Origin of the sequence: Cryobacterium sp. TMT1-2-1 (genome assembly GCF_004403955.1) — a bacterium.
Lineage (GTDB): Bacteria > Actinomycetota > Actinomycetes > Actinomycetales > Microbacteriaceae > Cryobacterium > Cryobacterium psychrotolerans.
The window spans coordinates 33,366-45,563 of record NZ_SOHC01000032.1; the positions used below are offsets into that span (position 1 = coordinate 33,366).

A 12,198-nucleotide genomic window follows, 5' to 3' on the forward strand; every position below is an offset into this window, starting at 1 on the left:
AACCCTCAGGAATCGCTACAGGCACACGAGGCGGCGCGTCGCGTTTGTCGTCGCTGCCCGTTTACCGAACCGTGTCGCCGACCGCAAAAGTGCCGCCACCTTCGACGGAAATCGTTCCGTGGCCGGACAGGGTGGTCCCGACAGGGAAAGCGACGATGAGCTTCTGATGGTCACTGGTCCTGTCGAGGCCCAGGCATCCGCTTCCCAGATCGACGATGACACCTTCGGCGAGAATGTCGAAGGAGGATCCATCCGGCTCGTAAACCGCGGCAGTGAGTCCTTTCGCGTGCACTACGTCCGGGCCGCCGCCCGACGCGCATCCGGCGACCAGGGCCGACATCGCGCCAATGACCAGAAGGGCCGCAGTGCCCCGAGCGCGACGACACCCTCGGGACGGGATCCAGGGCGCTGACGTCGGCATGGCGTCAGTGTGTCAGGCGCTCCTCACTCGGTCAACGTTCCAGGGCAACCCCGTGGAACCAGCCCGCAGCGCCCCTGACTTTCTTCTGAACCGGAGAAGAATCGCAAAAGTTCTGCCCGGAATCCTGAAGAAGACCCGCTGTTCTTGCCGCAGTCTTCATTTAGCGGCCGATACCGGGCCGCCGAAACAGCCGTCCAGTGCACAGCACAACTCCCACGTCGAAGGAAAGCAAATGACCATCTATCAGGACGATACCGAGGCCATCGAAGCTCTGAAGCATGCGTTCGGAAGCAGCTGGGACGCGATCGACCCGGAGTCGGTCGCCCGTATGCGCGCCCAGAACCGCTTCAAGACCGGCCTGGAGATAGCCCAGTACACCGCCGACATCATGCGCAAGGACATGGCGGAGTACGACGCCGACTCCTCCGTCTACACCCAGTCGCTGGGCGTCTGGCACGGCTTCATCGGCCAGCAGAAGATGATCTCAATCAAGAAGCACCTGAAGACGACGAACAAGCGCTACCTGTACCTGTCCGGCTGGATGGTCGCCGCGCTCAGGAGCGAGTTCGGTCCGCTCCCTGACCAGTCCATGCACGAGAAGACGGCCGTTCCCGCGCTGGTCGAGGAGCTCTACACCTTCCTCCGCCAGGCCGACGCCCGCGAGCTGGACCTGCTCTTCACCGCCCTGGACGGGGCCCGCGCGGCCGGCAACGACGACAAGGCCGCAGCGATCCAGGACCAGATCGACAACTACGAGACCCACGTCGTGCCGATCATCGCGGACATCGACGCCGGTTTCGGCAACCCCGAGGCGACGTACCTCCTCGCCAAGAAGATGATCGAGGCCGGCGCCTGCGCCATCCAGATCGAGAACCAGGTCTCGGACGAGAAGCAGTGCGGCCACCAGGACGGCAAGGTCACCGTGCCCCACGAGGACTTCATCGCGAAGATCAACGCCGTGCGTTACGCGTTCCTCGAGCTCGGCATCGACAACGGCATCATCGTCTCCCGCACCGACTCGCTCGGCGCCGGCCTGACTCAGAAGCTCGCCGTAACCTACCAGCCCGGAGACCTGGGCGACCAGTACAACTCCTTCCTCGACGTCGACGAGATCACCGAGGCAGAGCTGGGCAACGGGGATGTCGTGATCAAGCGCGATGGCAAGCTGCTGCGCCCGAAGCGCCTGGCCAGCAACCTGTTCCAGTTCCGTCCGGGAACCGGCGAGGCCCGCTGCGTGCTCGACAGCATCACCTCGTTGCGGAACGGCGCGGACCTGCTCTGGATCGAGACCGAGAAGCCGCACGTCGCCCAGATCGCCGGAATGATGAACGAGGTGCGCAAGGTCATCCCGAACGCCAAGCTGGTCTACAACAACAGCCCGTCGTTCAACTGGACGCTCAACTTCCGTCAGCAGGCGTACGACAACCTGCTCGCAGAGGGCAAGGACGTGTCGGCCTACGACCGTGCCAAGCTCATGAGCGTCGCGTATGACGAGACCGAGCTCGGCCGGATTGCCGACGAGAGCATCCGCACCTTCCAGCGCGACGGCTCGGCCGAGGCCGGCATCTTCCACCACCTCATCACCCTGCCGACCTATCACACGGCCGCGCTGTCCACCGACGATCTGGCCAAGGGTTACTTCGCCGACCAGGGCATGCTCGCCTACGTGAAGGGCGTGCAGCGGCGCGAGATCCGCGAGGGAATCGCCACGGTCAAGCACCAGAACATGTCCGGCTCCGACATCGGTGACAACCACAAGGAGTACTTCGCCGGCGAGGCCGCGCTGAAGGCCGGTGGCACGAACAACACGATGAACCAGTTCGAGGAACCGGTTCTGACAAGTCGCTGACGGACACTCCGTCGAAGTAGCAACGAGGAAGCCCCAGCCGCCTGACTGGGGCTTCTTCGTTTCGACGGGCCTCCGTGAGCGTGCAGCTGAAACCGCTCCTGACCGCAGAGGATCTCGACGAAGCGGCCAGGAAGACGCCGCCATACCGGCCCCCAGGCCAGGAGGCGGCGAGGGTCACTCGGGCCACAGGCCGGGAACGACGAGCACCAACCGGCACCTCGGGCACCGATGGCAGGACTCGAGCCCCTCGGCGGTGTCCACGCCATCGGCAGTCATCTCGACACGGCACGCCGGACACCTCGGACCATCTCCGTCCAGCCCGATCTCATCCACCTCCCAATTGTGCGGCATCGGGCACGGGCGGCAGGCCCGGCCGTGTGCCATGCTCGCGGCATGAGAAGCGCGGATGACGATGAGACACTCGTCCAACTGGGATCGATGGAGGTGGCTCGATCATCCCTGTCGGGCGAAGGCCGCCCGCTGTCCGACTTCACGAGACTCGTTCGTGCCGGGCAGTGGGACGAGTCAGATCCGTCTCAAACGAGGCCGCAGACAGGGTGGCGGGTCGTTCAGAGCGAGGGAGTGACCCGGCTGACGATCGCCGCACCACACCCGGACCTGACCGGCCGGTGGGTGACGAGCGACCTCTGGGTGCAGGACGGCGACTGGGCATACCGCCACCGGCCGCGTGCCCTTGAGGCGCAGCCAGTCAAGGCACAGCGTCGCAAGGGCCTCGCCTTGCGCTGGCCGGACAGTCACACCCCGTCGCTGTCGCCCTCCGCGCTGCGGATAGACATTGTGAACGAGTCGGATTCCCCCTGGTCGCCTTCCGGGGCCGATGACTTCTTCGTCGCCGGGTTCCTCTTGTCGCCCGAAGACCCGCCGGGCACGGCCGCGCGCGGCACGTTCTTCCACTACCTGGGCAGCGAGCCGGCCGAGACGCTGCAGCCGGGAGCACACGCCCGTGTGCCGGTGCACCTGTCCCCGGAGCTCTGGGAGGCCGCCGCCGCCGGGATCCACCTCGTGCAGGCCCTCCTGGTCACACTCGAACTGCGCTCCACGGAATGCGCTCCGCTGGAAAGGATCGCCGACCCGGCGCACGGATGACGAGCGCCCGCGGTGAACGGATCCTGCTTGAACAGTACTTTTCAGGCCGAGACCTGCGCTCGCGCGAGCTCTTCGACCGTGTTCGCTCGGCGATCGAGTCGATCGGCCCGGCCACGATGCGCGTCAGGAGGAGCCAGGTCGCCTTCCGGCGTCGGGTCGCGTTCGCGTGGACCTGGCTGCCCGGCCAGTACCTGCGAGGCGACGTGGCCCCGCTCGTCCTCACGATCGACCTGCACCGCCGCGACGAATCGCCGCGTTGGAAAGAGGTCGTCGAACCGAGACCGGGGCGATTCACCCATCATTTCGAACTTCGCTCGGTGGCGGACATCGACGAGCAAGTCCTCGCCTGGCTCGTCGAAGCGTGGGGCCATGCGGGCTGAGCGCACCCCGGACGCCGGTGGTAGTACCGTTCGCGTCATGGCCACACTGAGCTACACCGGGATCACGTCCCTCGACGGCTACCTGGCCGACGCCGACGGCAACTTCGACTGGGCCGTGCCGGATGACGAGGTGCACGCGTTCATCAACGACCTCGAGCGGCCGGTCGGCACTTACCTCTTTGGGCGCCGGATGTACGAGGTGATGACCTTCTGGGAAACCGCACACACCCTCGCCGACCCGCCGCCGGTCATCCGGGACTTCACCGGGATCTGGCGGGCGGCCGACAAGGTCGTCTTCTCGACATCACTGGAGACGACGTCCACTGCACGCACGCGAATCGAGCGGTCCTTCGACCCCGAAGCGGTCCGCCGTCTCAAGGCGACGGCGGCGCGTGAGATCGGTGTGGGCGGCGCCAACCTGGCCGGCAAGGCGATCGCGGCCGGGCTGGTCGACGAGATCCGGATGTTCCTGGCGCCCGTCGTGGTGGGCGGGGGGCACGCGCTTCCTCCCCGACGGGGTGCGCCTGAAGCTCGACCTGCTCGATGAACGCCGGTTCGGTAACGGCATGGTGTACCTCCGCTACCGCGCCGAAGCCCGGGCGTAGCGGCTACGCCGCGGCGAACCGCTTCGCCGAGCGCGCCTTCGCTTTTTCGGCCTCGATGTCGCGGTTCTTCGGCGGGGCGGCGCTGACCAGGTCCTCGAGCAAGTGCCTCGAGATGTGGGCGATTTCCGCGACTGCCCGGTCGAACGCCTCGGCATTGGCCTTCGACGGCCTGGTCGCGCCGCTGATCTTGCGCACGTACTGCAGCGCGGCTGCGTGTACCTCGTCGTCAGTGGCGGCGGGCTCAAAATTGTGGAGCGTGTGGATGTTCCGGCACATGCTTCAAGGGTAGCCCGGAGGCCCGCATCCGTCACGGACAGGGGTGCCCAGGCCGAATGCGCCGACCATACTGCCGCTCCCCGCCGCCCATTCCAGTTGAGTTGCGGACAAGGAACCTTCACGTTCAGATCGAAGGTCCTTTCTCCGCATCTCAGCCAGAAGGCGGCTTGCGCAGGCCCTTGACAGGAGCCGTCAGTCGAAAATAGCTTGGGGCCTGAACCGGCGACGCGGTGCAGGTCATCCGGTACTCCATCGACTTCGTGGGGAGGCCACCGTGGCGCACGGCTCAGATTCGACTCTTCGCTTCCTGGGAGCCGCCGACACCGTCACCGGGTCGCGGTACCTCGTCGAGTCCGGTGACCGCCGGGTGCTCATCGAATGCGGGCTCTTCCAGGGGTACAAGCTCCTGCGCGACCGGAACCGCCTCCCCTTTACGGTGCCGCCCGAATCCATCGACGCCGTCGTCCTCACCCACGCGCACCTCGACCACAGCGGATACCTCCCAGCCCTCGTGCGGGACGGCTTCGCCGGCCCCATCTACTCGACGGTCGGAACCGCCGAATTGTGCAGCCTGGTCCTGCCCGACAGCGGTCACCTGCTCGAGGAGGAAGCGTCCTACTCGAAGAAGCGCGGGTCATCCCGGCACGCGAATCCCCGGGCGTTGTACACGGCGGCGGATGCGGTTCGCTCCCTCGAGTCGTTCCGGGTGCGGGATTTCGACCAGGAGCTGGACCTCGGACCCTCGCTCCGGGCAACCTTCATCCCGGCGGGCCACATCCTGGGCGCCGCCCAGGTCCGGCTCGACGTGGCCGGGAGCGCGGTGCACTTCACCGGCGACCTCGGCCGGGCGGACGACCCTCTGATGAAGCCCCCACGGGCACTTGGGGCGGTCGACGTGCTCGTGGCCGAGTCGACCTACGGGGACCGGAAGCACGCGGGGGCCGACCCTGAGGAGGAGCTCGGCGCGGTGATCCGGCGGGTCGCCCAACGCGGCGGAGTCGTGATGATCCCGGCGTTCGCCGTCGGGCGCTCGGAGTCCGTGCTCCTCCACCTCTCTCGGCTGCGTGCGGCAGGCTCGATCCCTGATATCCCGATCTACCTCAACAGCCCGATGGCCATCGACGCCTCGGAGATCTACCGGCGCCACGCCGAAGAGCACCGCCTGACGCCGGACGAATTCAGGGACATGTACCGGTTGGCCACCCTCGTGCACAGCGTCGACGAATCGAAACTGCTCAACCTGCGCGGCGGGCCGATGATCATCATCTCCGCCAGCGGGATGCTCACCGGCGGCCGCATCCTCCACCACGTCATCGCCTATGGATCCGACCGGCGCAACGCCATCATCCTCACCGGCTACCAGGCCGGCGGAACGCGCGGCGCCGCGCTCCTGCGCGGCGAGGACCACCTGCGGATCTACGGCCGGGACGTGCCGATCAAGGCCGAGGTCGTCGCCCTGGGGAGCATGTCGGCCCACGCCGACTCCGACGGGGTCATCGAGTGGATGCGCGCCGCCCCGCGACCGCCCGCGATGACCTACCTCACGCACGGGGAGCCGGCCTCCGCCGACACCCTGCGGGTGCGAATCAAGCGCGAACTCGACTGGAACGCGAGGGTGCCGGAGCACCTCGAGTCCATCGACCCCGCCCACCCCCGCTGACCGCGCTAACCGCGCCCTCTCTCTTCGCCGAACTGTGAGTTTGGCACCTTCACCGGGGTCGGGAAGGTGCCAAACTCACAGTTCGGCGAGGGGGCGGTGGACGTCGTGCAGGTGGTGGACGGGGTCGTGGAGCACGTATTGAGCGAGCGTGGTCACGGTGAAGCGGGCTCCGTCGCTGCGGCGGCCGGTGCGGGTGCTCTCCGTTACCGGGACGGCGGCGAAGGCATCGGCCAGGGATGCCGCGGCGAGGGCGAGCTCCCGGCCGACCACGGCCGGGTCCTGTTCGTGGTACCGCTCGGCGACCGCCGTGGCATCCTGGTCCCAATTCGCGAACAGCGGGTCGTCTTCGCTGAGCATGAGCCCCAGCCGCACCGAGAAGATGCGGAAAACGTCGCGCACGTGGGCGGCGTATTCGAGGGGGGACCAGGTGTGGTCGTTCGGGCGCACGGCCGCGTCGGTGCGCGCGAGGACGGGGCCCCAGCCGGCCGCGTTCTCGCGAATCAGGCGCGGGATGTCGTCGAGGGCGACCTCGGCGGCGTCGAAGCCGCACTCGGGGCACGGCTGCTCGAGGACCCAGGTCCAGTCTTTTGTGTCGGGTGTGATCGCCATGACCGAATTCTAGCCAGCGGCTGTGTCCGCCGCCTGGCAGGCCGCGCCGGAGCGCATCGCCTCGGCCGTCTGTTCCTCGGACCACGGCAGCCTGAGCACGGGAGCCTCGGCGGAATCCGTCGGCGGTGCCTTCGCCGCGATCGAGGCGAGGCGTTGCGCGAGGGACTGCACGAACCCGGGGCCCGCGGTCGAGTTGTTCAGCATGACGACGATCGTCAGGCCGCTCTCCGGGTCGACCAGGGTCGCTGAGAGGAAACCCGGGATCGCACCGGCCTGCCCCCGCAGAGGGCCGAGTTGGCGGCCTCCCAGTCCGTAACGCTGCCACTGCGGGGACGTTTCGCCCTGGGGCACGGTCGCCCACAGCGCCTCCGTCGATTCCTCGGACAGCACGCTGCCCTCGGCGAAGGCCCGTGCCCACGTCCTCAGGTCGGCGAGCGTCGACACGACCCCGGCGGCGACCCAGCCCATGGAATTGGACAGCTCGGTTTCATCGCGCACCTTGTCGCACGCCGGCACCCCTGCTGCGTCGACCGCAGCCGCATAGCCGTGCGGGTGCGGGTCGGGGAGCCGCACGGCGTCGCCGGCGGGAAAGGTTGTCTGGGTGAGGCCCAGCGGGTCGAAGATGTAGTGCCGGTAGAGCGATCCCCAATCCTGGTGGGTCGCCGACTGCAGCGCCATGCCGAGCAGGATGATGCCGGTGCTGGAATACGACCAGGCGCCACCCGGCGCCGCAAGGCGCTTGCCGGCCAGGCCGCTCGCGAGGATTTCCATGGGCGGCCACTGCCGCGTGGGGTTGTCCACGAACTGGGGCGCGAGCCCCGGGTAATAGTCCGCCAGGCCGGAGGTGTTTCGGCAGAGCTGTCCGAGCGTGATGCCCTCGACCTCCGCGCTCCGGCTCAGGTAGCGTGAAACGGGGTCGTCAAGCTTCACCCGGCCTTCCTCCACGAGCCGGAGGAGCACCGTGCAGGTCATCGAGGTGGTGGTGGTTCCGATCCGGAACTTCATGTCGGTGGTCATCGGGTTGTCGCCGGCCATCGTGGTGGTTCCGGGCGTCGCCACCCAGTCTCCCGCCCACGGCGCCCAGACCCCGGCGAGCGCCCCGGACGCTCCGGACAGGGCGAGCCCGTCTGCGAGTGCGGCATCGAGTCGCTCGGCCACACCGGCCGGCAACCGAGAGCCCACCGGAACCGTGAGGTCGGGGGCCGGACCAGCCTCGCTGAGGCAACCGGAGAAGGCGAAGGCGGCTCCGAGAACGAGCGCGAGCGCAGCCCAGCGGCGTTTCGGAACGGGTCTACTGTCCATTGGCATCCCCAGGCTGACTGATGGCCCTTGTACCGGGGAGTGTACCCAGATCGCTTCGGTCGCGCGCCGGTGTCGGCCGAGTCGTTCCCGGGCGTTCCACCATTCCAAGCCGCCGCGGCGAGGGGTTCTCGGATCACATTCGCAGCAAACACCAATCCGATTCACGGCTATCTCCGAATACCAGATGAGCCCGGATAACCGTGGCACCTAAGAGAGGCACCAACATGCGTACATCCCCCAACCGACTGCTCGGCACCGTCTTCGGAGCGGTCTACATTCTCGTCGGCTTGCTTGGCTTCGCCGTCACCGGCGGCATCGGCTTCCTCGCGACCGAGGGCGGCCTGCTCCTCGGGATCTTCGCGGTCAACCCGCTGCACAACGTGGCCCACCTGCTGATCGGCGCCGCCCTGCTGATCGCCGCGCTCTCCAGCGTGTCCGCAGCCAAGGCCGTGAACGGGGCCGTCGGAGCCGTCTACCTGCTCCTCGGTATCGTCGGCTTCTTCATCGTCGGCTCGGCGCTGAACATCCTGGCCCTGAACACGGCCGACCACTTCCTGCACCTGGCCAGCGCCATCGTGCTGCTCGGCGCCGGACTCGGAGCCGAACGGTCCGCCCGCGTCTCCGCCACCGCGTAACCGCGTCCGAACAGCGTCGCCCAGGAGAAGAGCACAACATGAACCCCGTCGTCCGCACCTGGCTTGCCTTCGCCGCCATCGGCGCAGCGCTGGTACACCTCGCCGTCGGAGCCGGCGCTCCTCTCCCGCTCGCAATCATCCTGGTCGGGCTCGGCCTCGCCGAGCTCGGCTGGGGTGTCGTGACACTCATCCGAGGCCGCGTCACGGCCCCGGATGCCACCGTCGCCCTCGCACTCGTCCCGGTGTTCCTCTGGGGCGCCACGGCGATCCTCGGCAGCGGGCTGGGCGTCACGGCCGACGCGACGGGACTACCCTTCTACCCGATGGCCGTCGCCTCGCTCTTCGACATCACGCTCGCCTGCTCCCTCGCCCTGTCCAGACGCAGCAACGCGCGGCGGGCGACAACGGATGCCGCCCCCTCGCCCCGGGCCGACGTCCCGGCCGCCCCACCCCGGCCACAGGCCGCCTGGAGTTTCCTGGCCGCACTGATGATTGGCGGCATGCTGTTCTCGGGCCTGACCACGAGCGCCCTGGCCGCCACGAGGGCCGGCGAGTACGCCGTTCCGCATGGCTCGCACTCGACGCCGGGGACCGACAATCCCAGCGGAAGCCACACCGGCCACGACACCGGCCACTAAGTCCGGGGGATCTCCTCGGTGGCCAGGGCAGCCCGCTCGCCCTGCATGAAACGCTGCACGTTCTCATCCACGATGATGTCGCTCGGACGCAGCGGGCGGGCCAGGTAGAGACCCTCGAGACTGGTCAGCCGGCTGAGGGCCACGTAGGTCTGGCCGGGGCTGAAGACCCGCGAGCCGAGGTCGACGATGGCCCGCTCGTAGGTTGCCCCCTGCGACTTGTGGATCGTGACCGCCCACGCCAGCCGCAGCGGGAACTGCGTGAACTCGGCCACGACATCCTTCTTCAGCTTCTTCGTGAGCGGGTTGTAGCTGTACTTGAACTTCTCCCACACGGTGGGTTCGACCTCGTGGGTGTCGCCGTCGATGTCGACGTACACCGTCGAGTCGACCTTCGTGACGGTGCCGATGCTGCCGTTCACCCAGCGCTGCCCGCCGTCCTGGTGGTTCGAGTCGTTGCGCAGGAACATCACCTGAGCGCCCACCTTGAGCTCGAGCACCTCGTCGGCCGGGAACGTGCGTCCGCCGAAGTCGCCGGTGATCTCGGCCTTGGCCGTGAGCGGCCGGCCGGAGAGTCGCTGCAGGGCGGCCGCGTTGATGCGGTTGACCGCGTCGTTGCGGGTTGCCAGCGTGATGACGCCTTCGCTGGGCGCCGGACGGGCTCCGGCGGCGTTCAGCGCGCCGCCGATCTCCGCGGTGACCTGGCCGTGGCGCACCGCGTTGAGCATGTGCTTGAAGTCCGCGTCGTGCTGGCGGTGGATCTCGGTGAGTTCGAAGATGCGCAGTTCGGCTTGCTGCCAGACCCTGGCGTCGAAGAACCACATCGACCGGTACGTGTCGGCGAAGTAGGCGCGCTCGTCGGAATCACCCGGGACCGGTGCGAGCTGGTACGGGTCGCCGAAGAGCACGATCTGCACGCCGCCGAACGTGTCGTGTGGGCGCTGGCGCGCCTGTCGCAGACTGCGGTCGATGGCATCCATCAGGTCGGCGTTGACCATGGAGACCTCGTCGATGACGAGCGTGTCGATGGTGTTGAGCAGCTTGCGCACCTGGTCGGACTGGTCGATCACGTGGTCGGCGATCACCCCGATCGGCAGCCGGAACAGGGAGTGGATGGTCTGCCCGCCCACGTTCAGCGCGGCCACTCCGGTCGGCGCGGCAATGACGATCTGTTTGCTGGTGTGCCAGGAGAGGTGGTTCAGCAGTGTCGACTTACCCGTGCCGGCGCGACCGGTGACAAAAACGTTCTGGCGCGTGCTTTCGATCGCGGCGAAGACTTCGGCCTGCTCGCGGGACAGCGGGATCTCGGACACGGGGGCACTTTCGGTGGGCGCGGGGGCGGGGGGAACATTCCACTGTAACCGTCCCGACCCGGCAAACGCCGGGACTTCACGCGGTTGGGGGCAAGGACACGTGGCAGTGGCGGCACCGGCCGTTTCGGGGGCGGCGAGCCTGCGCCCGTAGGATGTTGACGTGACCATCGGGGACGGCGAGAGCCGGCGAAGCCTACGGCGCGCCATCATTGCCGTGAGCGTGATCGCAGCGCTGCTGCTCGGTGCCCTGTTTGCCGCCATCGGTTCCCTGAACCGGGAGGTCTACAGCGCCGGCGGCTTCGTTCGCCAATACCTCGACGCCCTGGCCCGGCACGACCAGGCCGGTGCGCTGGCCATGCCCGGCGTGGAGCTCACGAACGCCAGGCTCACAGAGGACGGGCTGCCGCAGAACCTCCCCTCGACGCTGCTGCGCGGATCCGTCCTGGGTGAACTCAGCGACATCCAGCTGCGAAGCGACACCGGCGGCGCCAACGGCCGCCACACCGTGGTCTACGACTTCCTGCTGGACGGCAACGAGTCGACGATGAAGTTCGCGGTGGCCCGCACCGGCACCTTCGCCGGGGTCTTCGACAGCTGGCGCTTCACGACCAGCCCACTGGCCGTACTCCAGGTGACGGTGCTCCACGAGGCGACGTTCACCGTCAATGGGCTCACCCTCGATACGCGGGCCCACGCGGCACCGGAAGCGCCGGTCACGTTCTCGAACCAGGCCGCCTACCTCGCGTTCGCACCGGCGCTGTACGGCTTCACCCACGATTCCACCCTGCTCACCGCCCCGAAGCAGGCGCTGCCCGTCACGTCGGGCGGCGCAACCGATGTCACGATCGACGCGATGCCCAATAAGCGGTTCATCAAACAGGTGCAGACCGAACTCAACGATTTCCTCGAGGCGTGCGCGACGCAGACGGTGCTGCAGCCGTCGAACTGCCCGTTCGGCATCGAAATCAACGACCAGGTGCAGGGGCTGCCGGCGTGGTCGATCGCGAGCTTCCCGGTGGTCACGCTGACGGCCGGCCAGAACACGTTCGAGATGCCGCCGACCGTCGGCCAGGCGCACATCGTCGTCGACGTCCGATCCCTCTTCGATGGGGAACTCACCACCCGGGATGAGGACGTGCCGTTCACGGTGGCCCTGAGCGTGACGATCAGGCCCGACGGGGCGCTGGCGATCCAACTGCACTAGCTGTTGTTCCCACTGACGTTGTGAACGCGGTCGATGGGTGATTTGCCGCCGATGCCGGTATGGGGTCTGTGGTGATTGTAGCTATGGATCCAGCCCTGGTAGATGTCGGCTCGGGCGTGGTCTGAGCTGTAGTGCCGGGCGTAAGCCCACTCGGCTGCGAGAGTGCGGTGGAAGCGCTCGATCTTCCCGTTGGTCTGCGGCC

14 protein-coding genes are annotated in these 12,198 nt (G+C 67.7%); 8 read left to right on the forward strand and 6 right to left on the reverse strand.

The window, feature by feature from the left end; genetic code table 11:
* Positions 1-61: 61 nt before the first annotated feature.
* Entirely contained in the window at positions 62-421 is a 360-nt protein-coding gene (locus E3T33_RS06420; protein WP_135109408.1) for a hypothetical protein, read from the reverse strand.
* 232 nt (positions 422-653) lie between these two features.
* Here E3T33_RS06420 and E3T33_RS06425 point away from each other — a divergent pair, with 232 nt between their 5' ends.
* The 4 genes from E3T33_RS06425 (at position 654) to E3T33_RS06445 (ending at position 4,304) form a co-directional block, all read left to right on the forward strand.
* Positions 654-2,270: an isocitrate lyase gene (locus tag E3T33_RS06425; RefSeq protein WP_134574975.1), complete on the forward strand. Its 1,617-nt coding sequence runs from the start codon at positions 654-656 to the stop codon at positions 2,268-2,270.
* Positions 2,271-2,852: 582 nt separating this feature from the next.
* Positions 2,853-3,377 (forward strand): hypothetical protein, encoded by a 525-nt coding sequence (locus E3T33_RS06435; RefSeq protein ID WP_092324798.1) that lies wholly within the window; start codon positions 2,853-2,855, stop codon positions 3,375-3,377.
* Complete coding sequence (locus E3T33_RS06440; protein WP_134574976.1) at positions 3,374-3,757, forward strand: DUF5655 domain-containing protein; 384 nt, start codon at positions 3,374-3,376, stop codon at positions 3,755-3,757. The genes E3T33_RS06435 and E3T33_RS06440 overlap by 4 nt, the downstream gene beginning before the upstream one ends.
* 37 nt (positions 3,758-3,794) lie before the next feature.
* The gene (locus E3T33_RS06445; protein ID WP_338419124.1) at positions 3,795-4,304 is read left to right on the forward strand and encodes a dihydrofolate reductase family protein; all 510 of its coding nucleotides are present in this window, start codon (positions 3,795-3,797) and stop codon (positions 4,302-4,304) included.
* A 61-nt stretch (positions 4,305-4,365) separates the two neighbouring features.
* On the opposite strand, the gene E3T33_RS06450 is transcribed toward E3T33_RS06445, so the two are convergent.
* Entirely contained in the window at positions 4,366-4,638 is a 273-nt protein-coding gene (locus E3T33_RS06450) for a DUF2277 domain-containing protein (protein ID WP_092324802.1), read from the reverse strand.
* 274 nt (positions 4,639-4,912) lie between these two features.
* On the opposite strand from E3T33_RS06450, the gene E3T33_RS06455 reads away from it, so the two are divergent.
* Complete coding sequence (locus E3T33_RS06455; RefSeq protein WP_134574977.1) at positions 4,913-6,298, forward strand: MBL fold metallo-hydrolase; 1,386 nt, start codon at positions 4,913-4,915, stop codon at positions 6,296-6,298.
* 75 nt (positions 6,299-6,373) lie between these two features.
* On the opposite strand, the gene E3T33_RS06460 is transcribed toward E3T33_RS06455, so the two are convergent.
* Positions 6,374-6,907: a methyltransferase type 12 gene (locus E3T33_RS06460; RefSeq protein WP_092324806.1), complete on the reverse strand. Its 534-nt coding sequence runs from the start codon at positions 6,905-6,907 to the stop codon at positions 6,374-6,376.
* 9 nt (positions 6,908-6,916) lie between these two features.
* Positions 6,917-8,209, reverse strand: a complete 1,293-nt coding sequence (locus E3T33_RS06465) for a serine hydrolase domain-containing protein (RefSeq protein WP_166784422.1) — start codon at positions 8,207-8,209, stop codon at positions 6,917-6,919.
* 224 nt (positions 8,210-8,433) lie between these two features.
* Here E3T33_RS06465 and E3T33_RS06470 point away from each other — a divergent pair, with 224 nt between their 5' ends.
* Together E3T33_RS06470 and E3T33_RS06475 are read left to right on the forward strand one after the other, a co-directional pair.
* Entirely contained in the window at positions 8,434-8,844 is a 411-nt protein-coding gene (locus tag E3T33_RS06470; RefSeq protein WP_092324810.1) for a DUF4383 domain-containing protein, read from the forward strand.
* Between the two features lie 38 nt (positions 8,845-8,882).
* Positions 8,883-9,482 (forward strand): hypothetical protein, encoded by a 600-nt coding sequence (locus tag E3T33_RS06475; protein ID WP_092324812.1) that lies wholly within the window; start codon positions 8,883-8,885, stop codon positions 9,480-9,482.
* Here the strand turns inward: E3T33_RS06475 and E3T33_RS06480 are convergent.
* Positions 9,479-10,792 carry an AAA family ATPase gene (locus tag E3T33_RS06480; RefSeq protein WP_174775379.1) on the reverse strand — a complete coding sequence of 438 codons (1,314 nt, stop codon included), beginning with the start codon at positions 10,790-10,792 and terminating at the stop codon, positions 9,479-9,481. The genes E3T33_RS06475 and E3T33_RS06480 overlap by 4 nt on opposite strands.
* A gap of 160 nt (positions 10,793-10,952) precedes the next feature.
* Between E3T33_RS06480 and E3T33_RS06485 the strand changes: the two genes are divergently transcribed.
* A complete protein-coding gene (locus E3T33_RS06485; protein ID WP_092324816.1) occupies positions 10,953-11,996 on the forward strand; it encodes a hypothetical protein in 1,044 nt (347 codons plus the stop codon).
* Here the strand turns inward: E3T33_RS06485 and E3T33_RS06490 are convergent.
* Positions 11,993-12,198, reverse strand: a 206-nt coding sequence (locus tag E3T33_RS06490) for an integrase core domain-containing protein (RefSeq protein WP_134574978.1), incomplete at its 5' end; no start/stop codon positions are given. The genes E3T33_RS06485 and E3T33_RS06490 overlap by 4 nt on opposite strands.

What these genes read in the sequence shown, in the direction of transcription:
- E3T33_RS06440 (WP_134574976.1), top strand. Translation starts at nt 3,374, where the DNA reads ATGACGAGCGCCCGCGGTGAACGGATCCTGCTTGAACAGTACTTTTCA.
- E3T33_RS06475 (WP_092324812.1), top strand. Translation starts at nt 8,883, where the DNA reads ATGAACCCCGTCGTCCGCACCTGGCTTGCCTTCGCCGCCATCGGCGCA.
- E3T33_RS06425 (WP_134574975.1), top strand. Translation starts at nt 654, where the DNA reads ATGACCATCTATCAGGACGATACCGAGGCCATCGAAGCTCTGAAGCAT.
- E3T33_RS06465 (WP_166784422.1), bottom strand. Translation starts at nt 8,209, where the DNA reads ATGGACAGTAGACCCGTTCCGAAACGCCGCTGGGCTGCGCTCGCGCTC.
- E3T33_RS06450 (WP_092324802.1), bottom strand. Translation starts at nt 4,638, where the DNA reads ATGTGCCGGAACATCCACACGCTCCACAATTTTGAGCCCGCCGCCACT.
- E3T33_RS06420 (WP_135109408.1), bottom strand. Translation starts at nt 421, where the DNA reads ATGCCGACGTCAGCGCCCTGGATCCCGTCCCGAGGGTGTCGTCGCGCT.
- E3T33_RS06470 (WP_092324810.1), top strand. Translation starts at nt 8,434, where the DNA reads ATGCGTACATCCCCCAACCGACTGCTCGGCACCGTCTTCGGAGCGGTC.
- E3T33_RS06460 (WP_092324806.1), bottom strand. Translation starts at nt 6,907, where the DNA reads ATGGCGATCACACCCGACACAAAAGACTGGACCTGGGTCCTCGAGCAG.
- E3T33_RS06445 (WP_338419124.1), top strand. Translation starts at nt 3,795, where the DNA reads ATGGCCACACTGAGCTACACCGGGATCACGTCCCTCGACGGCTACCTG.